The sequence below is a fragment of the Serratia sp. CY47444 genome (genome assembly GCF_052168635.1).
Classification (GTDB): domain Bacteria; phylum Pseudomonadota; class Gammaproteobacteria; order Enterobacterales; family Enterobacteriaceae; genus Serratia; species Serratia bockelmannii.
The window spans coordinates 1-23302 of sequence record NZ_JBJNMH010000007.1; the positions used below are offsets into that span (position 1 = coordinate 1).

Genomic DNA, 23302 nt, shown 5'->3' on the forward strand with positions numbered 1-23302 from the left:
TCGACGACAGCCAGTTTAAAGGATAGAGAGTAATCGCGTTGTGTGCGTTTAATATACTGGTTCATCACATTTTCCTCTGTGCGTGAGTAAAATGTGTCAACGCTATTCAGGACGGGTCACGGGCATAAAAAAAGGCGCCGCATGCGGCGCCTTTCGTATTACTTGGCGATCTTCTTGTACTTGATGCGGTGCGGCTCGAGCGCGTCGGCGCCCAGCGTACGCTTCTTGTACTCTTCGTACTCGGTGAAGTTGCCTTCGAAGAATTCCACCTTGCCCTCGTCCTGGTAGTCCAGGATGTGGGTGGCGATACGGTCGAGGAACCAACGGTCGTGCGAGATCACCATGGCGCAGCCAGGGAATTCCAGCAGGGCGTTTTCCAGTGCGCGCAAGGTTTCGATATCCAGGTCGTTGGTCGGTTCATCGAGCAGCAGCACGTTGCCGCCAACCTGCAGCAGCTTGGCCAGGTGCAGACGGCCACGCTCACCGCCGGACAGCTCGCCCACGCGTTTGCCCTGATCGACGCCCTTGAAGTTGAAGCGGCCGACATAGGCACGGCTCGGCATCTCGGTGTTGCCGATGCGCATGATGTCCTGCCCGCCGGAGACTTCTTCCCACACGGTTTTCGAACCGTCCATGCTGTCGCGGAACTGATCGACGGACGCCAGCTTGACGGTATCGCCCAACACGATGCTGCCGGAGTCAGGTTGTTCCTGACCGGACATCATGCGGAACAGCGTGGATTTACCCGCGCCGTTCGGGCCGATGATGCCGACGATTGCCCCTTTAGGCACCGAGAACGACAGGTCATCGATCAGCAGGCGGTCGCCGTAGGACTTGCGCAGGTTGCTGACTTCGACCACTTTATCGCCCAGGCGTGCGCCAGGTGGGATGAACAGTTCGTTGGTTTCGTTACGTTTCTGGTATTCGGTGTTGTTCAGCTCTTCGAAGCGGGCCAAACGGGCCTTGCCTTTGGACTGACGGCCTTTGGCACCCTGACGCACCCACTCCAGCTCTTTCTCGATCGACTTGCGACGAGCGGCTTCGGCGGACGCTTCCTGCGCCAGACGCGCGTCTTTCTGCTCCAGCCAGGACGAGTAGTTGCCTTCCCACGGAATGCCTTCGCCGCGGTCGAGTTCGAGGATCCAGCCGGCCACGTTATCCAGGAAGTAACGGTCGTGGGTGATCGCCACCACGGTGCCTTCGAAGTCGTGCAGGAAGCGTTCCAGCCAGGCCACGGACTCGGCGTCCAGGTGGTTGGTCGGTTCGTCCAGCAGCAGCATGTCCGGTTTTTCCAGCAGCAGGCGGCACAGCGCGACGCGGCGGCGTTCACCCCCGGACAGGTGGGCGATTTTGGCGTCCCAGTCCGGCAGGCGCAGCGCATCGGCGGCGCGTTCCAGTTGAGCGTTGAGGTTGTGACCGTCGTGCGCCTGAATGATCTCTTCCAGGCGGCCCTGTTCGGCGGCCAGCTTGTCGAAGTCTGCGCCTTCTTCCGCGTACAGTGCGTACACTTCGTCCAGGCGTTTCAGCGCGCCGACCACTTCCGCCAGCGCTTCTTCCACCGATTCACGCACGGTGTGTTCGAGGTTAAGCTGCGGCTCCTGCGGCAGATAACCGATCTTGATGCCCGGCTGCGGGCGCGCTTCCCCTTCGATATCGGTATCGATGCCGGCCATGATGCGCAGCAGGGTGGACTTACCGGCGCCGTTCAGGCCCAGTACGCCGATTTTTGCCCCAGGGAAGAAGCTCAGGGAGATGTTTTTCAAAATATGACGCTTCGGCGGTACTACCTTGCCGACGCGGTGCATGGTATAGACGTATTGAGCCACGTTGCTCTAAGCCTCTCTATATCAGTATTTATAGGATGTCTGGCGGCATGAGTGTAGCCCGTTTCGATCTCGGATCCCAGACATCGCTCAGCGATCGCTAAGTATAACCGTTTATGCGCCGATAAAGGCGCATATTGGCGGCTTATGGCGTGACGACGATCGCGACGCGGCGGTTTTCCGCGCGGCCGCTGGAGGTGCGGTTATCGGCAACGGGGTCGCGTTTGCCCATGCCGCGAGTTTCGATATTGGCGCGCGGAATGCCGACGCTGGCCAGCAGATCGGCCACCGCATCGGCGCGGCGCAGGGATAGCTGGTCGTTGTAGCTGTCTTCACCGTAGTTGTCGGTATGGCCGTCCAGGCGGAACTTGGTGATGCCGACGCTCAGCAGCGCACGGCCCATCTTCTGCACCGTCTCGGTGCTTTCCGGGTTCAGCTTGCCGATATTGTTGCCGAACAGCACTTTATCCGACAGGCCGAACTCCCAGCCGTTATCGGTCAGTTTGAAGCCCTGCGATTGCAGCAGCGCAACCTGCTCGGGCGTCAGGCCCTGCGGTTTGCTCTGGCAGCCGGCGAGCGCCAGCAGGGCGACGAACGTTATCGCCAGCAGTGAAAAACGACCTTTAAACAGTTGCTGTATCATAGTCAAAATCCCTAGTTCAAGTGTTATAGCCGGGGCTCTTATTTATGTATAGCCAGCCGCCAGCCTCCGTTATAACGATGCTTTGCCTGATACATCGCATCGTCAGCTTCGTGCAAAAGACCCTGAGGCGTTGACGCGTGATCAGGGTACAGCGCAATACCGATACTCAGAGAGGTAATGACCGTCTCGTCGTTCGGCAAAATGACCGGTTGCGTCATGCAGTCGATGATGTTGTCAGCGATCTGCAAGACATCTTCCGTGCCGTGTACCGGCGCCAGCAGCACGGCGAATTCATCCCCTCCCAGGCGTGCGACCAGATCGGTTTCGCGCAGCTGCGCGCGAATGCGCCCGGCAATGGTGGTCAGCACCGCATCTCCTGCGGCGTGGCCGTAACTGTCGTTCACCTCCTTGAAACGATCGCCGTCGATAAACAGCACCGCCAATTTCGCCGGCGATTCGATATCGCCCAGCGCCCGGCTCAGTCGCCCTTCGAAGAAGGCGCGGTTCGGCAAACCGGTCAGGCTGTCGTGCGTTGCCCGGTGCGCCAGCGAGTCGTTCTCCTGCTTCAGATGGGCCTGCCAGGCCTCCAGCTCGTCGAGCAAGCCGTTGAAATCGTTGCTGAGCTCATGCAACTCGGCGATAGGCGCCGACGGCACCCGCAGGCCGAAGGTGCGATCGCGGCGCACCGCATGCGCCACATTGGCGATGTCGTCCAGCGAACTGACGATGCCGACCAGCATACGGCGCGACAACACCAGGGCGCACAGGGTGCTGAGCACCAGGCAGGCGATCATACCGACCATGCCGCGCAACAGGAAACGCAGCAGGCTGCCGCCGTTACCGCTCAGCCAGACCTGACCGACCTGCTTGCCCTCGTGGGTGATAGGCAGAATGACCGGCTCGGGCAGCGCCCAGTGCGCGACGATCTGCTCAAGGCCATGCAGCGGCCCATCGGTGGGATGGCGCCAGTTGGCTAGCATCTTGCCGTTGTTGTCGAGGATCCGCACGTCCGATACCTCTTCGTTGGAGGCGATCAGCATCAGCGCCTCGCGCGCGGCAGTGCGATCTTCAAACACTACGGCGGCTTCGACGGTATAGCTGATGGAGCGCGCGATCAGGTGCAGGTTGTGATTGGCATAGGCGCGCAGCGCAAACAGCGCCACCAGCGTCAAAAAGATGCCGGCGGTGCCGACGGCGATCAGCGCCAGCCCAAGATGCACCCGCTGCAGCACTCGGCCCAGCGTCGGGCGCGCATTGCCAGAGCGGTTTCTACGCAACAGCCTCATAGCGGCGGCGCCTGTTTGCGTGCCAGCTGCAGCACGTTGGGGTGAACGCGCACGCCGCTGCGCGCCAGAGCGTCCAGGTTGACCTTGAAACTGGCCTGGTCCCCATCGATCTGCAGGCAAAAAGCGCTGCCGGCGGAGCATTCGCTATCGTTTTCGCTGATGCTGAGAATGGAGTTGCCGGAAATGCGCTGCATGAAATTTTGTCTCTGCGCGGCGGTGATGTTCCCTAAGTAGATGACATCGCAGCCGGTACTCAGCGTTGGGCTGTCGAACGGCACGCGCTCGGCTTTAATCGGGCGCGGCGCGCTCAGCAGGATCGGATCGAACAGCCCTTCGGCATACTGGGTGGGCGCGGTCACGCACAAGCGGATCGGATTGGGTTCACGCGACCAGCGGGCGTAGCTGATGATGCCTACCACCACGGTCGTCACGGCGTGCGTGCGCTTTTGATAGGGATCATCGGCGGCGTGCGCAGGCCCGGACAACGTCAGCAGCGCTAACAAAACGATCAGCAGCAGGCGACCGATATTCAGGCGTGCGCCAAGGAAGCCCGGCTCGGGGCTTTTTGCGCAACGCATTGCTATCGCGGTCTTATTCGCCATCTTCACCCGCCATTCCGGCCTGATCCACCGCCCGCAGGCCGTGGCCTGACAAGGAAAAATCCGGCCCGCTTGAAGGGACTATCGTTTTGCTGAAAGCTGTCAGTCGCACTGCCTAATGAACACTATCTAACCCATAATTGGCGCGGATTGTATTATAAGATGTCTTCGTTGGGCGCTTTATGTGCTGTTTTCTCGGAATTATCCTACTTATTTTTGATAGTATAAAAATGCCTACCCGGGTTTGCCACCGCTTTTCTGCAAAGTTGGCGCGTTTGGCCAGCTGTCAGGCGATTTGCGCAACGGCGGGCTCATATCTCAAATGAAATAATGTGATAGCTAATAATTAAAAAGCATTTTACTTCTTTCATAAACACCGGGCCGGTTAATAAAAATCCGGTGACTGGAAATATCCCGGCGACCTGATTTGTCAGTCAAAGTAAACGTTTTTTACCTGGCTCCCGTCATGGCGATACACTTCTTCTTCTACAGTATTGAATGGATAAGCGATTGCGCTGTCTATGGTAGATATCTGCGTCCGGGCCGTGCGCCCGGCTTTATTTTGTCCCGCGGCGCCGTGCGCGGCGGTCACCGGGGGGGCTGGGCGGCTCCCTCGGTACAACCAGTGAGGAAAGAGCGAGGATGGTCAAGGTGGACAAGCGACGGCTGTTGGCAATGGGGCTGTGCCTGACGGCGTTTTCAGGCGCGGCGCTGGCGGATTCTCTGGATGCGCAACGTCAGCGCTACCAGCAGATCAAACAGGCGTGGGACGGCAATCAGATGGACGTGGTGGCGCAGCTGATGCCGACGCTGCGTGATTATCCGCTTTATCCTTACCTGGAATACCGCGAGCTGACACAGGATCTTAGCCAGGCGGGGTTCTCCGAGGTGAACGACTTTATCAAGCGCAACCCGACGCTGCCGCCGGCGAAATCGCTGGCGCCGCGCTTCGTCAATGAGCTGGCGCGGCGCGAAGACTGGCGCACCCTGCTGGCCTTCAGCCCACAGCCGCCCAAACCGGTGGCGGCGCGCTGCAACTATTACTACGCCAAATGGGCTACCGGCGACCAGCAGGCGGCCTGGAGCGGCGCCGATGAACTGTGGTTGAACGGCAAAACGTTGCCGAGCGCCTGCGATCGGCTGTTCAGCGTCTGGCGCGGCGCAGGCAAGCAAACGCCGCTGGATATTCTGGCGCGTATGAAGCTGGCGCTGAAAGAGGGCAACAGCTCGCTGGTCAGCAACCTTTACAGCCAACTGCCGGCCGACTATCAAACCATGGGCAACGCCCTGGTGCGCTTGCAAAACGATCCGACCACCGTGGAAGCCTTCGCCCGCAGCGTAGGGCCGACCGACTTTACCCGTGCCGCCACCGGCATCGCCTTTGAACGCCTGGCGCGGCAGGATGTGGAAAACGCGCGGGCGATGATCCCGACGCTCGCGCGGCTGCAGAAAATGAGCGACGACGAGCGGCTGGGGCTGGAAGAGTCGGTGGCCTGGCGCCTGATGGGCAGCGACGCTACCTATGAACAGGCGCAGTGGCGCGATCAGGTGATTCTGCGTAGCCGTTCGCCTTCGCTGCTGGAGCGCCGGGTGCGCATGGCGCTGGGTAACGGCGATCGGCAGGGCGTCGCGACCTGGCTGGCCCGTCTGCCGGAAGCGTCGCGCAACAAGGATGAGTGGCGCTACTGGCGCGCCAGTCAGCTGATGGACGAAGGCAAACGCGCCGAAGGTGAGGAGATGTTGCGCAATCTGATGACCGAACGCGGTTTCTATCCGATGGTGGCGGCGCAGAAGCTGAACGCCACTTATCCGGTGATGGTGGCGGTGGCGGCCAAGCCGCGCACGTCGCTGGTCGACGGGCCGGAGGTCGCCCGGGTACGCGAGCTGATGTACTGGAATATGGACAACCTGGCCCGCAGCGAATGGGGCTCCTACGTCGCCAGCCGCAGCCGGCCGGAACAAGAGGCACTGGCGCGCTACGCCTTTGAGCAAAAATGGGCCGATCTGAGCGTGCAGGCGACCATCGTCGGCAAGCTGTGGGATCACCTGGAGGAACGGTTCCCGGTCGCTTGGCCACAGGAGTTCCGCCGCGCCACCGATGACAAGGGGATCACCAGCAGCTATGCGATGGCGATCGCGCGCCAGGAGAGCGCCTGGAATCCGAAGGCGCAGTCGCCGGTCGGTGCCGCCGGCCTGATGCAGGTGATGCCGCGCACCGCGCAGCATACGGTGCAGATGTTCAATATTCCCGGCTATGTCGGCCCGAGCCAACTGTTCGATCCGCAGACCAATATCACCATCGGCACCAGCTATCTGGAGTCGGTCTATCAGCAGTTCGGCCGCAACCGCATTCTGTCGAGCGCCGCCTATAATGCCGGCCCGTCGCGGGTGAATACCTGGCTGGGCAACAGCGCGGGGCGGATCGATCCGGTGGCGTTCATCGAAAGCATTCCGTTCTCTGAAACCCGCGGCTACGTCAAGAACGTGCTGGCTTATGATGCGTTTTACCGTTATCTGACACACCGGCCGGCCAAGGTGCTGACCGACGCCGAGTGGCAGAGACGTTATTGATTTTGACGGCCCTATGGTATGCTGCTGTACTAGTTAAATAGTATGGTGGCTGCCATGACGCAATTATCGTTAAACGACCCCGCTCTTTCAGAACAAGGCAATGAGGATTGGCTGCGCTTCGTCGCGCTGCTGCAGAATTCGTTTGCGCAAGAACTTCATCAACCGCTGTTGCAGCTGATGTTGACGCCGGACGAGCGCACTGCGCTGGGCACCCGGGTGCGGATCATTCAGGAATTGATGCGCGGCGAGATGAGCCAGCGCGAGCTGAAAAATGAACTGGGCGCGGGGATCGCCACCATCACCCGCGGTTCTAACAGCCTGAAAGCGGCTTCACCCGCGCTGAAACAGTGGCTTGAGCAGCAGTTGCTGCACGACGCGCCCTAGCAGACTCAGCGTTATTGCTGATAGATGGCGTTGTGGAACGGCACCAGCGCCAGCAGCAGCGCCTGGTGGTAAACGCTGGTGCGGCTCAGCCGGCCGTCAGTGAAGACGCCGATGGCGCCGCCCTGACGTTTCACCTCGGCGTTGCCGGTGATCGCCGCCATTTCGCTGCCCAATTCGCGACCGGCGCGAATACCTTGTAAGATGACTTCCGGCAGCATCAGGCTCGCCGAGCGGGATTCGCCACGGATGTGCGGGTTCTCGATGGTCATCCAGGCGAAGGTCATATTCTCTTCAATCCCGGCTTCCACGCCGACCCAAAAATCGGCCTCGGGCCTGACCTGGCGCGCTTCCATGACGCGTTGACGCGAACCGGTGCGGGTTTCGTGGTTGCCTATCGGCTGCAGCGAGACGCCGCTGGCGACGTCAACGGATTCAATGCGGTATTGGCCCGCGCCAAAGACGTCATCGAAGGCGAGTTGAATAGCCTTGATCTTTGCCGGGTTGGTAGTTGCAGCGACAACATGGTACATAACGGGTTTGATATCCTTCTGGCCGATACGCCGGGCAGCGGCAAAAGCGCCGCCGGGCCGGGGATAAACGCAAATTTCACGCAGTATAACGGAAAACAAAAATGTTACAGGTATACCTCGTTCGCCATGGCGAAACGGAATGGAACGCGGCTCGCCGCATCCAGGGTCAGTCCGACAGCCCGTTAACCGCCATGGGTGAACACCAGGCCCGTCTGGTCGCCAGGCGGGTCAGCAAAGAAGGCATTACGCACATCATTACCAGCGATCTGGGGCGCACGCGCCGCACCGCGCAAATCATCGCCGAAGCCTGTGGCTGCGAAGTGATTTGCGATCCGCGTTTGCGTGAGCTGCACATGGGGGTTCTGGAAGAACGCCTGATCGACAGTTTAACGCCGCAGGAAGAGCAGTGGCGCAAACAGATGGTCGATGGTACTCCTGACGGCCGTATCCCTCAAGGCGAATCCATGGAGGAACTCGGCGAGCGCATGCGCGCCGCGCTGGAGAGCTGCCTGATGCTGCCTGAAGGCAGTAAACCGCTGCTCGTCAGCCATGGCATCGCGTTGGGGTGTTTGATCAGTACGGTGCTTGGGCTACCGGCCTATGCGGAACGCCGCCTGCGCTTGCGCAACTGCTCATTGTCGCGCGTCGATCACCAGCAGAGCCCGTGGCTGGCTTCCGGCTGGATCGTGGAAACGGCGGGCGATGTCACGCACCTGGACATGCCCGCGTTGGACGAACTGCAGCGTTAACGCCGAATCGGGATCAGGTAATCGCACTTGATCTCGATAGGCGCCTGATGCGGACGGCGCTCGCCTTTCGGGTAGAAACGCTCGATGTCGTGCCCTTTGCGGCGCGTCAGCTGGAGCGCCGGCAGGCAGGTGCCATACACCGTCAGGATGAAGTCTTGCAGCCCCTCGGTGGGCCCTTCGTAGCTGAACATCGCAAATTCGCCGCCCGGCAACACCAGTGGCTGGCCTTCCTGCACCTTGTCAGGCACCTGATCCGGCTCCAGCGCCGTGGTGTACAGCACTTCCTGTTCGTCGTCCTTCTCCTGGCTCGGGCGCGAGTGGTGCAGCCCGTATAGCACCGGTGGCAGGGTATCGACGTCACCGAGGAACTGGCGCCAGAACTGCGAGCGCAGTTCGGTGCGCACGGTGGTGATCTGTTCCAGCGTACAAGAGTAGCTTTGGGTCAGGCCGACCAGAGGCTTATCCGGCAACGAGACGAATTCCGGCTGCGGCAGGGTGAAGGCCCCCAGACGGATCGGCGGACAGATGCCGAACGCGTTCCAGTCTTCGGCGCGGCGGTATAGCGCCGGCGTTTGCGCAAACTGTTTCTTGAAGGCGCGGGTGAAGGTCTGCTGCGAGTCGAAGCGATATTGCAGGGCGATATCCAAAATCGGCCGGCCGGTCAGGCGCAGCGCGACGGCGGCTTTGGACAGTCTCCTTGCCCGGATGTAAGCACCGATGGCATTACCGGTAATATCTTTGAACATCCGTTGCAGATGCCATTTGGAGTAGCCGGCCTTGGCCGCCACGTTATCCAGCGACAAGGGTTGGTCCAAATGGCTTTCCAGCCAGCTAAGCAGATCACGAATGATACCGGCTTGATCCATAGATCTTCCTCGTAAAGCTTGGGGGTAGGAACCCGAACTGTTGATTCGTCACGCTGGTGCTGCGCTATCAGACCGATCCATGAGCCATTATGCGTTGCACTCTTTGCCTCTGCTGCGCATGCCGCGCCAGAGTTGGATTGGGGTACACCGTAGTGGGCGCAAAGAAATAACGACGCCGCATCATAGCAACTTTTTTACTCCGCGACTCTCAAAGATTTTTGTCACGCTCTGTGCTAAAACGGACGGTGCGGACCCGTATAAAACCGATTCCGTGAGCTTAGACATAAATAATGGCGATCGCCGAACCTATTTTTGCGGCAAGGTTATATCGGAGTTAAGTAAATGAAAAAAAGCTGGATATTTTTATTCGGTTTGGTTTGCGCAACCGTGGGAAGCGCACAGGCGGAGCAAGTGGGTTCCGTTGATACGGTGTTTAAATTGTTGGGGCCGGACCACAAAATCGTGGTCGAAGCGTTCGACGATCCGGATGTTAAAAATGTAACTTGTTATATCAGCCGCGCCAAAACCGGCGGCATCAAAGGCGGCCTGGGGCTGGCGGAAGACACCGCCGACGCGGCCATTTCCTGCCAGCAGGTCGGGCCTATAGAGCTGAGCGACAAGATCAAAAACGGCAAGGCGGAAGGCGATGTGGTGTTCCAGAAACGCACTTCGCTGGTGTTCAAGAAGCTGCAGGTGGTGCGCTTCTACGACGCCAAGCGCAATTCACTGATCTACCTGAGCTATTCCGACAAGGTGATCGATGGCTCGCCGAAAAATGCGCTGAGCGCGGTGCCGATCATGCCGTGGGCTGAGACGAAATAAAAAAACGGGGTTCAGCATGCTGAACCCCGTTTTCATGACGGCAGGCGGGAGTTACTCTTCCAGCTCGCCGCAGAAGCGGTAGCCTTCGCCGTGAATGGTGGCGATGATTTCCGGCGTGTCCGGCGTCGATTCGAAGTGCTTGCGAATGCGACGGATGGTGACGTCCACGGTGCGGTCATGTGGCTTCAGTTCGCGACCGGTCATCTTCTTCAGCAGTTCGCCACGGGATTGGATCTTGCCCGGGTTTTCGCAGAAGTGCAGCATGGCGCGGAATTCGCTGCGCGGCAGTTTGTACTGTTCGCCGGCCGGGCTGATCAGCGAGCGGCTGTTGATGTCCAGTTCCCACCCGTTGAACTTGTAGCTCTCGACCAGGCGGCGCTCTTCGCCCAGGCTGCCCAGATTCATGGTGCGCGACAGCAGGTTACGTGCGCGGATAGTCAGCTCACGCGGGTTGAACGGCTTGGTGATGTAATCGTCGGCGCCGATTTCCAGGCCGAGGATCTTATCCACTTCGTTATCGCGGCCGGTCAGGAACATCAAGGCGACGCTGGCCTGTTCACGCAGTTCGCGCGCCAACAGCAGGCCGTTTTTGCCTGGCAGGTTGATGTCCATGATGACCAGATTGATATCATTTTCAGACAGGATATTGTGCATCTCTGCACCATCATTGGCTTCATGAACAATGTAGCCTTCCGCCTCGAAAATGCTCTTCAGGGTGTTACGAGTGACTAACTCGTCTTCGACAATCAGAATGTGCGGGGTCTGCATATTTGCTACCTAAAATTGCCAACAAAATAGAAAATAGGAAGTACAGAAGTCTCTGTTTTCTTAGAGGAGGGCAGAGATAGCGCCACGTTCCCTCTCAGCAAATGACTAAAGTACGTAAACTCGTTCTTGATGCACTTTCCATCTCATGTCAACAAGATCGCTAGCCTGGTGGGGATGCTGTTCCCTACAACCCCTGGGGTGCCAAATCGGCGCATATCCTAACCCCATTAACAGCAATATAACAGCGCGTGCCGAATTCATCACCCAACAAAACTACGCTTTGTTGACATATATCAAATTCAATTGTAGCACGTTAACAGATTTGTGAAAAACACTTACAGAAATGCCAGTTTAAGTCACAGAACCTCAAATTCTGTGAACGATTCAGCATTATCGGGCCCGATAGGATACAATTATTCGCTTATTGAGCATCGTCTTGTTTTAACTCATTGATAAATAAATACAGTAAAACATAAGCATGAATAATGACTGTTACGGCGGATTTATTAGCTCAACGAGCCGTTTAATCTTGTTTGTTGCTATTAACGCGTTTATTGTTACGCAATTGTAAATATAAGCGGGCGCTGCGATACCGTCAAAAGCGCAGGCCCGCCTTCGGTGGAAGAGTGATGCAGCTTCATATTGTTTTAGTGGCTCCGGCGCGGCCGGAAAACGTCGGCGCGGCGGCGCGCGCGATGAAAACCATGGGCTTCGCTTCGTTGCGCATCGTCGACAGCGAGGCGCACCTGCAGCCGGCTGCACGCTGGGTGGCACACGGGGCCGGCGAGATCCTCGACGGCGTGCAAACGTTCGCCACGTTGGAACAGGCGCTGGCGGATGTAGACTTCACGGTCGCCACCACCGCCCGCAGCCGCGCGCGTTTTCACTACTACTGCACGCCGCCTGAGCTGCTGGAACAGCTGAGTGAGCGTAAGCAGTGGGTCGGCCAGGCCGCGCTGGTGTTCGGCCGCGAAGATTCCGGCCTGACCAACGAAGAGCTGGCGCTGGCGGATTTGCTGACCGGCGTGCCGATGCAGGCGGACTACCCGTCGCTTAACCTGGGCCAGGCGGTGATGGTGTACTGCTACCAGTTGGCGAGCCTGATGGGCGTCAGCACGCCGCAGGAAAAGGTGGCGTCGGAAGGGCAACTCAAAGCGCTGCGCCACCGCGCCGATGCCTTGTTGAACGCTTTGGATGTCGGCGATGACCAAAAATTGCGCGATTGGCTGCATCAGCGCCTCGGGGCGTTGCAACAGCGAGACACGGCGATGTTGCATACGCTGCTGCACGACATCGAAAAAAAACTCGCCAAGTGATAGCGGCTCCATCAGACGGTTACCCAGCGTGATCCACTAGTAAATCGGCTTTAAGTTGTTTTTTTGTTCTGTCGTTTTGCTTTTCACCTCCGATATCGCGCAATGTCGCCGCTGAACGGAAAATAAGCAAAAAAAAGAAATAGTTTGACTTGGGATAGCGATTGCTTTAACCAATAGAGGGGACAGAGTATTTCATGAGACAGACAGACAACATGCGCAACATCAGCCTGAAAACCACAATTATTACCACCACCGATACCACAGGTAACGGGGCGGGCTGACGCGCACAGGAAACACAGAAAAAAGCCCGCACCTAATCAGTGCGGGCTTTTTTTTCGGCTTAAATTCGGAGAGATGACACATGCGAGTGCTGAAATTTGGCGGAACTTCGGTAGCGAATGCGGAACGTTTTCTGCGCGTCGCCGACATCATGGAGAGTAACGCGCGTCAGGGACAGGTAGCCACGGTCTTGTCCGCCCCCGCAAAGATCACCAACCATCTGGTGGCGATGATCGACAAGACGGTGGCGGGTCAGGATATTCTGCCGAATATCAGCGACGCCGAGCGGATCTTTGCCGATCTGCTGAGCGGCCTGGCGCAGGCGCTGCCGGGCTTTGAATACGATCGCCTGAAAGGCGTGGTCGATCAGGAGTTCGCGCAACTCAAGCAGGTGCTGCACGGCGTCTCGCTGTTGGGGCAGTGCCCGGACAGCGTGAACGCGGCGATCATCTGCCGCGGCGAAAAACTCTCCATCGCCATCATGGAAGGGGTGTTCCGCGCCAAGGGCTATCCGGTCACGGTGATCAACCCGGTGGAGAAGCTGCTGGCGCAGGGCCACTACCTGGAGTCTACCGTGGACATCGCCGAGTCCACGCTGCGCATCGCCGCAGCGGCGATCCCGGCCGACCACATCGTGCTGATGGCCGGTTTCACCGCCGGTAACGACAAGGGCGAGCTGGTGGTGTTGGGCCGCAACGGCTCCGACTATTCCGCCGCGGTGCTGGCCGCCTGCCTGCGCGCCGACTGTTGCGAAATCTGGACCGACGTCGACGGCGTGTATACCTGCGATCCGCGCACCGTACCGGACGCCAGGCTGCTGAAATCGATGTCGTACCAGGAGGCGATGGAGCTCTCCTACTTCGGCGCCAAAGTGCTGCATCCTCGCACCATCACGCCGATTGCCCAGTTCCAAATCCCTTGCCTGATTAAAAACACCTCTAACCCGCAAGCCCCCGGCACGCTGATCGGTAAAGACAGCACCGATGACGCGATGCCGGTCAAAGGCATCACCAACCTGAACAACATGGCGATGATCAACGTCTCCGGCCCGGGCATGAAAGGCATGGTCGGCATGGCCGCACGGGTGTTCGCCGTGATGTCGCGCGCCGGCATTTCGGTGGTGCTGATCACCCAATCCTCTTCCGAATACAGCATCAGCTTCTGCGTGCCGCAGGGTGAACTGCAGCGCGCCCGCCGGGCGCTGGAAGAGGAGTTCTATCTGGAGTTGAAAGACGGCGTGCTGGATCCGCTGGACGTCATGGAACGCCTGGCGATCATCTCGGTGGTCGGTGACGGCATGCGCACCCTGCGTGGCATCTCCGCGCGCTTCTTCTCCGCGCTGGCGCGCGCCAACATCAATATCGTCGCTATCGCCCAGGGCTCTTCCGAGCGTTCAATTTCGGTGGTGGTCAGCAATGATTCCGCCACCACCGGCGTGCGCGTCAGCCATCAGATGCTGTTCAACACCGATCAGGTGATCGAAGTGTTCGTCATCGGCGTCGGCGGCGTCGGCGGGGCGCTGATCGAGCAAGTCTACCGCCAGCAGCCGTGGCTGAAGCAAAAACATATCGACCTGCGGGTGTGCGGCATCGCCAACTCGCGCGTGATGCTGACCAACGTGCACGGCATCGCGCTGGACAGCTGGCGCGACGAGCTGGCCGGCGCGCAGGAGCCGTTCAATCTCGGCCGCCTGATCCGGCTGGTGAAGGAGTATCACCTGCTGAACCCGGTGATCGTCGACTGTACCTCCAGCCAGGCGGTGGCCGATCAATACGTGGACTTCCTGGCGGACGGTTTCCACGTGGTGACGCCGAACAAAAAGGCCAACACCTCGTCGATGAACTATTATCAGCAACTGCGCGCGGCCGCTGCCGGTTCGCACCGCAAGTTTCTCTACGACACCAACGTTGGCGCCGGTCTGCCGGTGATTGAGAACCTGCAAAACCTGCTGAACGCCGGCGATGAGCTGGTGCGCTTCTCCGGCATTCTGTCCGGGTCGCTGTCCTTTATCTTCGGCAAGCTGGACGAAGGGATGTCGCTGTCGGCCGCGACCCTGCAGGCCAGGGCCAACGGCTACACCGAACCGGATCCGCGCGACGACCTGTCCGGTATGGACGTGGCGCGCAAGCTGCTGATCCTGGCGCGCGAGGCCGGTTACAAACTGGAACTGAGCGATATCGAGGTTGAGGCGGTGCTGCCGCCGTCCTTCGACGCGTCGGGCGATGTGGATCAGTTCCTGGCGCGACTGCCGGAGCTGGATAAAGAATTCGCGCGCAACGTGGCCAACGCCGCCGAGCAAGGCAAGGTGCTGCGCTATGTCGGCCTGATCGACGAAGGGCGCTGCAAGGTGTGCATCGAGGCGGTGGACGGCAACGATCCGTTGTATAAAGTGAAGAACGGCGAGAACGCGCTGGCCTTCTACAGCCGCTATTATCAGCCGCTGCCGCTGGTGCTGCGCGGCTACGGCGCCGGTAACGATGTGACCGCAGCGGGCGTGTTTGCCGATCTGCTGCGCACACTGTCATGGAAGTTGGGAGTTTAATATGGTTAAGGTGTATGCACCGGCCTCGATCGGTAACGTCAGCGTCGGTTTCGATGTGCTGGGCGCGGCGGTTTCGCCGATCGACGGCACGCTGCTGGGCGACTGCGTCAGCGTCGAAGCCGCCGAAACGTTCAGTTTGCAGAATGCCGGGCGCTTCGTCAGCAAGCTGCCGGCCGAGCCGAAAGAGAACATCGTTTATCAATGTTGGGAGCGCTTCTGCCAGGAGATCGGCCGCGAAGTGCCGGTGGCGATGCGCTTGGAGAAGAACATGCCGATCGGTTCGGGGCTGGGTTCCAGCGCCTGTTCGGTGGTGGCTGGGCTGATGGCGATGAACGAATTTTGCGATCGCCCGCTGGATAAGATGACGCTGCTCGGCCTGATGGGCGAGCTGGAAGGCCGCATTTCCGGCAGCGTGCATTACGACAACGTGGCGCCATGCTATTTGGGCGGCCTGCAGCTGATGCTGGAAGAAGAAGGCATCATCAGCCAGGAGGTGCCGTGCTTCGACGATTGGCTGTGGGTCATGGCCTATCCCGGCATCAAGGTGTCCACCGCCGAAGCGCGCGCCATTTTACCCGCGCAATACCGTCGTCAGGATTGCATCAGCCACGGCCGCTACCTGGCCGGCTTTATTCACGCCTGCCATACCCGGCAGCCGCAGCTGGCCGCCAAATTGATGCAGGACGTGATCGCTGAACCGTACCGCACCCGGCTGTTGCCGGGCTTTGCCGAAGCGCGCAAGGCGGCGCAGGACATCGGCGCGCTGGCCTGCGGCATCTCCGGCTCCGGCCCGACGCTGTTCGCCGTCTGCAACGACGGCGCTACCGCGCAGCGCATGGCCGCCTGGCTGCAACAACACTATCTGCAAAACGACGAAGGTTTTGTTCATATTTGCCGTCTGGATACCGCAGGCGCTCGACTACTGGGATAACGCATGAAACTGTACAACCTTAAGGATCACAACGAGCAGGTCAGCTTCGCGCAGGCGATCAAACAAGGCCTGGGTAAGCAGCAGGGGCTGTTCTTCCCGCTGGAGTTGCCGGCGTTCGAACTGACCGAGATCGACCAGCTGCTGGAGCAGGATTTTGTCACCCGCAGCAGCCGCATTCTGTCGGCCTTTATCGGCGAAGAGGTGCCGGAAGCTGCGCTGAAGAAACGCGTACAGGCCGCCTTTGAGTTCCCGGCGCCGGTGGCGAAAGTGACGGAAGACGTCTCCTGCCTGGAGCTGTTCCACGGCCCGACGCTGGCGTTCAAAGACTTCGGCGGCCGCTTTATGGCGCAGATGCTGGCGGAAGTGGCCGGCGATCAGCCGGTGACCATTTTGACCGCCACCTCCGGCGACACCGGCGCCGCCGTGGCGCACGCCTTCTACGGCCTGAAAAACGTCCGGGTGGTGATCCTCTACCCGCAGGGCAAAATCAGCCCGTTGCAGGAGAAACTGTTCTGTACCTTGGGCGGCAACATTCACACCGTGGCGATCGACGGCGACTTCGATGCCTGTCAGGCGCTGGTGAAGCAGGCGTTCGACGATCAGGAGTTGAAAGATGCGCTGCACCTGAACTCGGCCAACTCGATCAACATCAGCCGCTTGCTGGCGCAGATCTGTTACTACTTCGAAGCGGTGGCGCAGCTGCCGCAGGAAGCGCGCAATCAGCTGGTCATTTCGGTGCCGAGCGGCAACTTCGGCGATCTGACCGCCGGGCTGCTGGCCAAGTCGCTGGGTCTGCCGGTGAAGCGCTTCATCGCCGCCACCAACGCCAACGACACCGTGCCGCGCTTCCTGACCAGCGGCCAGTGGCAGCCGCACGCCACGGTCGCGACGCTGTCCAACGCCATGGACGTCAGCCAGCCAAACAACTGGCCGCGCGTGGAAGAGCTGTTCCGTCGTAAGGTCTGGCAGCTGAAAGAGCTGGGTCACGCGGCGGTCAGCGATGAGACCACCAGGGAAACGATGCGTGAACTGGCCGAGCTGGGCTATATCTCAGAACCGCACGCGGCCATTGCCTATCGCGCGCTGCGCGATCAGCTGCAGGACGGAGAGTTTGGCCTGTTCCTCGGTACCGCGCATCCGGCCAAGTTTAAAGAGAGCGTAGAAGCGATCCTCGGCCAGGAACTGCCGTTGCCGAAAGCGCTGGCGCTGCGGGCCGATCTGCCGCTGCTGTCGCACACGCTCCCGGCCGGCTTCGGCGAGCTGCGCAAGTTCCTGATGGGACTGCCGGCCTGAAGTTCAGCAGGCTAGAATGCGAAAAGCCGTCTTGCGACGGCTTTTTTTATGCCTGCTCCGGGCGTTTGAACACCAGTTCATTACCCTGCGAGGCGGCTTCGTCGAAGGCGTAGCCTTCCAGGTTGAAGTCCACCAGCTGTTCGCTGCGCGTCAGGCGATTTTTGATGATAAAGCGGCTCATCAACCCGCGCGCTTTCTTGGCGTAGAAGCTGATGACCTTGTACTTGCCGTTCTTCTCGTCGAGGAACACCGGTTTGATCAGCGCGCCGTGCAGTTTGGCCGGCTTCACCGCCTTGAAATACTCGTCGGACGCCAGATTGACCACCACGTCGTCGCCCTGCTGCTCCAGCGCTTCGTTGAGCTTCTGGGTGATTTTATCGCCCCAGAAGCTGTACAGGTCTTTGCCTTTCGGGTTTTCCAGCTTGATGCCCATCTCCAGCCGGTACGGCATCATCAGATCGAGCGGGCGCAGCACGCCATACAGGCCGGACAGCATGCGCAGATGCTGCTGGGCGAAGTCGAAATCGGCTTCGTTGAAATCCTGCGCCTGCAGGCCGGTGTAAACGTCTCCCTTGAACGCCAGCAGCGCCTGACGGGCATTGTCCGGGGTAAATTTCGGCTGCCACTCGCTAAAGCGCGCGGCGTTCAGCCCGGCCAGCTTGTCGCTGATGCTCATCAGGCTGGCGATTTGCGCCGGCGTCAGCTCGCGGCAAATGTTGATCAGCTGTTTCGACTTGTCCAGCAGTTCGGGCTGCGTGAAGCGTTCTGTCGCCAGCGGGCTTTCGTAATCGAGAGTTTTTGCAGGGGAAATAATAACGAGCATGGCCAGATCCTGTTTATCCAAGTGCGGATACTGTAGCAAAAAGCGCGGGAAAAAGGGGCAATCGGTCCAATAGGCCGGGGCGCGTATCGCAGGCGCCCCGGAAAACTCAGCGCGGCGGCTTTTGGTCGTCCCACACGCCCGGCTCCAGCTGCGACTTCAGCTCCGGATAACGGGTGGCGTCGAAGGTTGGCAGCTTGCCCAGGCGGCGTTGGCGATGGTAGTCGTCGGCCAGTTTCAGCGCCACCCGCGACAGCAGCAGGATCGCCGTCAGGTTGGTGATCGCCATCAGGGCCATGGAGGTATCTGCCATTTTCCACACCAGCGGCAGCTCCGCCAGCGCGCCGAACATCACCATGCCCAGCGCCACGCAGCGGAAAATCAGCAGGCCGCCCGGGTGGTTGTGCTCGAGGAACACCAGGTTGCTCTCGGCATAGGCATAGTTGGCGATGATCGAGGTGAAGGCGAAGAAGAAGATGGCGATGGCGACGAACGGTGCCCCCCAGCTGCCGACGGCAGTCGACAGCGCGCGCTGCGTCAGATCGATGCCGCTGATGCTGTCGGTCGGCTGATCGAGTATGCCGGAAGAGAGGATGATCGCCGCAGTGGCGCTGCAGATGACGATGGTATCGATAAACACCCCGAGCATTTGCACATAGCCCTGCGAAGCCGGATGCGGCGGGTAGGGGGAGGCGGACGCCGCCGCATTGGGCGCCGAACCCATGCCGGCTTCGTTGGAGAACAGGCCGCGCTGCACGCCCTGGGTCATCGCCTGGGAAATACCGTAACCGACGGCGCCGGCCGCGGCTTCCTGCAGGCCGAAGGCGCTTTTGAAGATCAGCGCCAGGATCGCCGGCATGTGTTCGATGTTATGGCCAATAACCCAGAGAGCCAACAGCAGGTAGGCGCCGGCCATCAGCGGCACCACCAGTTCGGCCACTTTGGCGATGGAACGGATGCCGCCGAAGATCACCACGCCGCTCAGCAGCACCAGGCCGATGCCGACGTGCAACGGCTGCAAATGGAAGGCGACGGCGGAGGCCTGGGCGATGGAGTTGGCCTGTACGGCGTTGAACACCAGACCGAACGCGATGATCAGGAAGATGGAGAACAGCACGCCCATCCAGCGCATGCCGAGGCCTTTTTCCATGTAATAGGCCGGGCCACCGCGGTAGTTGCCGTTATCGTCTTTGGTTTTGTAGAGCTGAGCCAGCGAGCTTTCCACAAATGACGTGGCCATGCCGATAAACGCCACCACCCACATCCAGAAGATGGCGCCGGGGCCGCCGGCGGTCAGGGCAATGGCGACGCCGGTCAGGTTACCGGTGCCGACGCGCGCCGCCAGCGTGGTGCAGAGCGCCTGAAAAGAGGAGATGCCGGCGCTGTCGCTTTTATTGCTGTTTTTCAACACCGAGAACATGTGGCTGAAGTGGCGAAGCTGGATAAAGCGGGTACGCAACGTGAAGTAGATGCCGGTGCCGAGCAACAGATAAATCAGCACTGACCCCCACAAAATGTTGTTTATAAAATTCATCAGGTCCGTCAAGGGATCCCTCCTCTTATCGAAATGTCATGCGCACCTGGCAGCATCCACCGCAGGTGAAAAACATTGGCCTATTTTTTACAAGAGCTTAGCTGGAATCGGTCCGGCGTCAGTCGATTAAGATTTTTCGCAGATTAGCGGACGAATTGCATCAATTTTTTCGAATTTAACATAATTTATTCGGGCGATAGCACGTTATTGCCTTTCCATCCGCTCGGTTATGGCGAAAGATATCGGCGTAAACGGTTGCTCGCCCAAGGATAAAACAGATGCTTGCGCGCCGCGGTTTTCCAGCCTTGCGCCGGGCTTGGCGCATGTTATTATCAGGGCAGGGCATGGTTGAACAATGCCAAAAGTTCATGCACAAACGATGAGATAATGCCAACATGACCGACAAATTAACTTCCCTGCGCCAGCTGACTACAGTGGTTGCAGATACGGGTGATATCGCGGCAATGAAGCTGTATCAACCGCAGGACGCCACAACCAACCCTTCGCTGATCCTCAATGCAGCCCAAATTCCTGAATACCGCAAACTGATTGACGAAGCCATCGCCTGGGCGCGCGGCCAGAGCAGCGATCGCGAGCAGCAGATCGCCGACGCCGCCGACAAGCTGGCAGTCAACATCGGTCTGGAGATCCTCAAACTGGTTCCGGGCCGCATCTCCACCGAGGTTGACGCGCGTCTGTCTTACGACACCGTTGCCAGCGTGGCCAAGGCCAAGCGCCTGATCAAGCTGTACAACGAAGCCGGCATCAGCAACGATCGCATTCTGATCAAACTGGCCTCGACCTGGCAGGGCATCCGCGCGGCGGAGCAGCTGGAGAAAGAAGGCATCAACTGTAACCTGACGCTGCTGTTCTCCTTCGCTCAGGCTCGCGCCTGTGCCGAAGCCGGCGTTTACCTGATCTCGCCGTTCGTTGGCCGTATCCTCGACTGGTACAAAGCCAACGGCGACAAGAAAGAGTTCGCCCCGCACGAAGATCCGGGCGTGATCTCCGTGACCGAAATTTACCAGTACTACAAACAGCACGGTTACAACACCGTGGTGATGGGCGCCAGCTTCCGTAACGTCGGCGAAATCATCGAACTGGCCGGCTGCGACCGCCTGACCATCGCGCCTGCGCTGCTGAAAGAGCTGGCGGAGAGCGAAGGCGCGCTGGAGCGCAAACTGTCTTACACCGGTGAAGTGAAGGCGCGTCCTGCCGCACTGACCGAACCTGAGTTCTACTGGCAGCACAACCAGGATCCGATGGCGGTTGAGAAACTGACCGACGGCATCCGCAAGTTCGCCGTAGACCAGGGTAAACTGGAAAAAATGATCGCCGACCTGCTGTAATTCCTGCAGATCGCGCAGTAAAAAGGTGGCTCAGGCCACCTTTTTTTATGCCCGACGCTCCCGCCGGCGGGGGAAGCCCTTATACTCTCGGCAATGACAACAGAACGGGAGACGAACCCGTTCGGACCCCATCAGGCTGTAGAGGTTACGCATGGATATTTTACGTATTGGTTTGGTTTCCGTTTCTGACCGCGCTTCCGGCGGCGTTTACCAGGATAAAGGCATTCCGGCGCTGGAGGAGTGGCTGGCCGGCGCGCTGGCGACGCCGTTCAAGCTGGAAACCCGGCTGATCCCCGATGAGCAGACGCAAATTGAACAAACGCTGTGTGAGCTGGTGGACGAAATGGGCTGCCATCTGGTGCTGACCACCGGCGGTACCGGGCCGGCGCGTCGCGACGTCACCCCCGACGCCACGCTGGCGATCGCCGATCGCGTGATGCCCGGCTTCGGCGAGCAAATGCGTCAGATCAGCCTACACTATGTGCCAACGGCAATTCTTTCTCGCCAGGTGGGAGCGATCCGCAAGCAGGCGCTGATCATCAACTTGCCCGGCCAACCGAAGTCGATCAAAGAAACGCTGGAAGGGGTAAAGGATGAGCAGGGCAATGCGGTGGTGCACGGCATCTTCGCCAGCGTGCCTTATTGCATTCAACTGCTCGACGGGCCTTACGTCGAAACGCACGCCGCGGTGGTAGCAGCATTTCGGCCAAAGAGCGCGCGTCGCGAGATAAACCTCTAAATTTCAGCGTTCTGCGAGATCGGCTTCAGCCCGTCTGGTGTGAAAATAATTTGCCGTTATAGTAAGGATTCTTTTACAGAAAGCCTGCGGCTTTTATTTTTACAGCCTTTACCGACGGTGCCCTATGCCTCACGACAATAATCGCCGGCTGAACCGGCAAGACTACAAAACGCTGACGTTGGCCGCGTTGGGCGGCGCGCTGGAGTTTTACGACTTCATCATCTTCGTGTTCTTCGCCGCCGTGGTCGGCGATCTGTTCTTCCCGGCGGACATGCCGGAGTGGCTGCGGCTGGTGCAAACCTTCGGCATCTTCGCCGCCGGCTATCTTGCCCGCCCGCTGGGCGGCATCGTGATGGCGCACTTCGGCGATCTGGTCGGCCGCAAAAAGATGTTTACCCTGAGCATTCTGCTGATGGCGTTGCCGACGCTGGCGATGGGTCTGCTGCCGACCTACGCCAGCATCGGCATCGCCGCGCCGCTGCTGCTGCTGTTGATGCGCGTGCTGCAAGGCGCGGCGATCGGCGGTGAGGTGCCGGGCGCCTGGGTCTTCGTCGCCGAACACGTGCCGCGCCGGCGCATCGGCTTCGCCTGCGGCACGCTGACCGCCGGGTTGACGGTAGGCATCTTGCTGGGTTCGGTGGTGGCGACGGTGATCAATACCACGCTCAGCCCGCAGAGCATTGCCGGCGGCGGCTGGCGCATTCCTTTCCTGTTGGGTGGCATGTTCGGCTTGGTGGCGATGTACCTGCGCCGCTGGCTGCAGGAAACGCCAATCTTTATCGAGATGCAGGCGCGTAAAGCGCTGGCCGAAGAGCTGCCGCTGAAATCGGTGGTGCTCAATCACAAACGGGAAGTGGTGGTGTCGATGCTGCTGACCTGGCTGCTCTCTGCGGGTATCGTGGTGGTGATCCTGATGACCCCAACCTATCTGCAAAAACAGTTCGCCATTGCGCCGGCTTTGACGCTGCAGGCCAACAGTATCGCCACCATCATGCTGATCGCCGGCTGCATTGTCGCCGGTTTGTCGGCCGATCGCTTCGGCGCCAGCAAAACGCTGGTGGTCGGCAGTGTGCTGCTGGCCGGCTGCAGCTGGCTGTTCTATCAAACGGTGGGCGTGCGCCCGGAAATGTTGTTCGCCTGCTATGCGCTGGTGGGCTTCAGCGTAGGCGTGGTGGGAGCCGTGCCGTATGTGATGGTGCGGGCCTTCCCGGCGGAAGTGCGGTTTACCGGCATCTCGTTCTCATATAACGTCTCGTACGCTATTTTTGGCGGTTTAACCCCTATTTTTGTGACGTTGATCATGAAATTGACCCCGTTAGCGCCCGCTTACTATGTGCTGGCGCTGTCGCTCATCGGGCTGCTGCTCGGCGTCTACCTGCATCGCGACCTGAACAGCGAAGCCGGCGAGCGGCGAGCCGGTTCCTACAGCTAAAAAAAAGCCCTGCACTGCAGGGCTTT

At 59.6% G+C, this 23302-nt stretch carries 21 protein-coding genes and 1 other annotated feature; of the genes, 12 read left to right on the forward strand and 9 right to left on the reverse strand.

The genetic code is table 11. The features are described from left to right. Positions 1 to 158: 158 nt before the first annotated feature. The 4 genes from ettA to ACJ8IL_RS11415 all read right to left on the reverse strand — a co-directional run bounded on the left by ettA (position 159) and on the right by ACJ8IL_RS11415 (position 4360). Positions 159 to 1826 carry an energy-dependent translational throttle protein EttA gene (gene ettA, locus ACJ8IL_RS11400; protein WP_025159620.1) on the reverse strand — a complete coding sequence of 556 codons (1668 nt, stop codon included), beginning with the start codon at positions 1824 to 1826 and terminating at the stop codon, positions 159 to 161. A 142-nt stretch (positions 1827 to 1968) separates the two neighbouring features. Next, positions 1969 to 2466: an OmpA family protein gene (locus tag ACJ8IL_RS11405; RefSeq protein WP_049294810.1), complete on the reverse strand. Its 498-nt coding sequence runs from the start codon at positions 2464 to 2466 to the stop codon at positions 1969 to 1971. Positions 2467 to 2504: 38 nt separating this feature from the next. Then, positions 2505 to 3752, reverse strand: a complete 1248-nt coding sequence (locus ACJ8IL_RS11410) for a diguanylate cyclase domain-containing protein (RefSeq protein ID WP_025305223.1) — start codon at positions 3750 to 3752, stop codon at positions 2505 to 2507. Next, the gene (locus ACJ8IL_RS11415; protein WP_025305224.1) at positions 3749 to 4360 is read right to left on the reverse strand and encodes a YfiR family protein; all 612 of its coding nucleotides are present in this window, start codon (positions 4358 to 4360) and stop codon (positions 3749 to 3751) included. The genes ACJ8IL_RS11410 and ACJ8IL_RS11415 overlap by 4 nt, the downstream gene beginning before the upstream one ends. Before the next feature lie 633 nt (positions 4361 to 4993). Here ACJ8IL_RS11415 and sltY point away from each other — a divergent pair. Then, positions 4994 to 6922: a murein transglycosylase gene (gene sltY / locus ACJ8IL_RS11420; protein WP_038630194.1), complete on the forward strand. Its 1929-nt coding sequence runs from the start codon at positions 4994 to 4996 to the stop codon at positions 6920 to 6922. 54 nt (positions 6923 to 6976) lie between these two features. Beyond that, complete coding sequence (gene trpR / locus ACJ8IL_RS11425; RefSeq protein ID WP_016929152.1) at positions 6977 to 7306, forward strand: trp operon repressor; 330 nt, start codon at positions 6977 to 6979, stop codon at positions 7304 to 7306. Positions 7307 to 7317: 11 nt separating this feature from the next. Here the strand turns inward: trpR and yjjX are convergent, their stop codons facing one another. Next, on the reverse strand, positions 7318 to 7836 hold the full coding sequence (gene yjjX, locus ACJ8IL_RS11430; RefSeq protein WP_004933015.1) for an inosine/xanthosine triphosphatase: 519 nt from the start codon (positions 7834 to 7836) through the stop codon (positions 7318 to 7320). Positions 7837 to 7937: 101 nt separating this feature from the next. Here yjjX and gpmB point away from each other — a divergent pair, with 101 nt between their 5' ends. Then, entirely contained in the window at positions 7938 to 8585 is a 648-nt protein-coding gene (gene gpmB, locus ACJ8IL_RS11435; protein WP_038878534.1) for a 2,3-diphosphoglycerate-dependent phosphoglycerate mutase GpmB, read from the forward strand. On the opposite strand, the gene robA is transcribed toward gpmB, so the two are convergent. Then, a complete protein-coding gene (gene robA, locus ACJ8IL_RS11440; protein WP_126179571.1) occupies positions 8582 to 9451 on the reverse strand; it encodes an MDR efflux pump AcrAB transcriptional activator RobA in 870 nt (289 codons plus the stop codon). The two genes, gpmB and robA, sit on opposite strands and share 4 nt — an antisense overlap. Positions 9452 to 9793: 342 nt before the next feature. Between robA and creA the strand changes: the two genes are divergently transcribed. Further along, on the forward strand, positions 9794 to 10273 hold the full coding sequence (gene creA, locus ACJ8IL_RS11445) for a protein CreA (RefSeq protein WP_004933005.1): 480 nt from the start codon (positions 9794 to 9796) through the stop codon (positions 10271 to 10273). A 51-nt stretch (positions 10274 to 10324) separates the two neighbouring features. Here the strand turns inward: creA and arcA are convergent, their stop codons facing one another. Then, complete coding sequence (arcA, locus tag ACJ8IL_RS11450; protein WP_025305229.1) at positions 10325 to 11041, reverse strand: two-component system response regulator ArcA; 717 nt, start codon at positions 11039 to 11041, stop codon at positions 10325 to 10327. Positions 11042 to 11670: 629 nt separating this feature from the next. Between arcA and ACJ8IL_RS11455 the strand changes: the two genes are divergently transcribed. From ACJ8IL_RS11455 to thrC, 5 genes are all read left to right on the forward strand, one after another. Further along, positions 11671 to 12357: a tRNA/rRNA methyltransferase gene (locus ACJ8IL_RS11455; protein ID WP_025305230.1), complete on the forward strand. Its 687-nt coding sequence runs from the start codon at positions 11671 to 11673 to the stop codon at positions 12355 to 12357. Positions 12358 to 12569: 212 nt separating this feature from the next. Next, positions 12570 to 12638, forward strand: coding sequence for a thr operon leader peptide (gene thrL, locus ACJ8IL_RS11460; RefSeq protein WP_086581142.1), 69 nt, complete (start codon positions 12570 to 12572; stop codon positions 12636 to 12638). Further along, positions 12577 to 12694, forward strand: a sequence feature (Thr leader region). It overlaps the preceding gene by 62 nt. 24 nt (positions 12695 to 12718) lie before the next feature. Beyond that, positions 12719 to 15178 carry a bifunctional aspartate kinase/homoserine dehydrogenase I gene (thrA, locus tag ACJ8IL_RS11465; RefSeq protein WP_049205431.1) on the forward strand — a complete coding sequence of 820 codons (2460 nt, stop codon included), beginning with the start codon at positions 12719 to 12721 and terminating at the stop codon, positions 15176 to 15178. Position 15179: 1 nt separating this feature from the next. Further along, complete coding sequence (gene thrB / locus ACJ8IL_RS11470) at positions 15180 to 16109, forward strand: homoserine kinase (RefSeq protein ID WP_049205430.1); 930 nt, start codon at positions 15180 to 15182, stop codon at positions 16107 to 16109. Between the two features lie 3 nt (positions 16110 to 16112). Next, entirely contained in the window at positions 16113 to 17402 is a 1290-nt protein-coding gene (gene thrC / locus ACJ8IL_RS11475) for a threonine synthase (protein ID WP_197769296.1), read from the forward strand. A 46-nt stretch (positions 17403 to 17448) separates the two neighbouring features. Here thrC and yaaA read toward each other — a convergent pair whose 3' ends face one another. Continuing rightward, entirely contained in the window at positions 17449 to 18225 is a 777-nt protein-coding gene (yaaA, locus tag ACJ8IL_RS11480) for a peroxide stress protein YaaA (RefSeq protein WP_197769297.1), read from the reverse strand. A gap of 106 nt (positions 18226 to 18331) precedes the next feature. Beyond that, positions 18332 to 19768, reverse strand: coding sequence for an alanine/glycine:cation symporter family protein (locus ACJ8IL_RS11485; protein WP_025301518.1), 1437 nt, complete (start codon positions 19766 to 19768; stop codon positions 18332 to 18334). A 383-nt stretch (positions 19769 to 20151) separates the two neighbouring features. Here ACJ8IL_RS11485 and tal point away from each other — a divergent pair, with 383 nt between their 5' ends. The 3 genes from tal (at position 20152) to ACJ8IL_RS11500 (ending at position 23276) form a co-directional block, all read left to right on the forward strand. Next, positions 20152 to 21105 (forward strand): transaldolase, encoded by a 954-nt coding sequence (tal, locus tag ACJ8IL_RS11490; RefSeq protein ID WP_004932982.1) that lies wholly within the window; start codon positions 20152 to 20154, stop codon positions 21103 to 21105. Positions 21106 to 21256: 151 nt separating this feature from the next. Beyond that, on the forward strand, positions 21257 to 21844 hold the full coding sequence (gene mog, locus ACJ8IL_RS11495; RefSeq protein ID WP_015376607.1) for a molybdopterin adenylyltransferase: 588 nt from the start codon (positions 21257 to 21259) through the stop codon (positions 21842 to 21844). 124 nt (positions 21845 to 21968) lie between these two features. Continuing rightward, a complete protein-coding gene (locus tag ACJ8IL_RS11500; protein ID WP_127146488.1) occupies positions 21969 to 23276 on the forward strand; it encodes an MFS transporter in 1308 nt (435 codons plus the stop codon). Positions 23277 to 23302 lie beyond the last annotated feature (26 nt).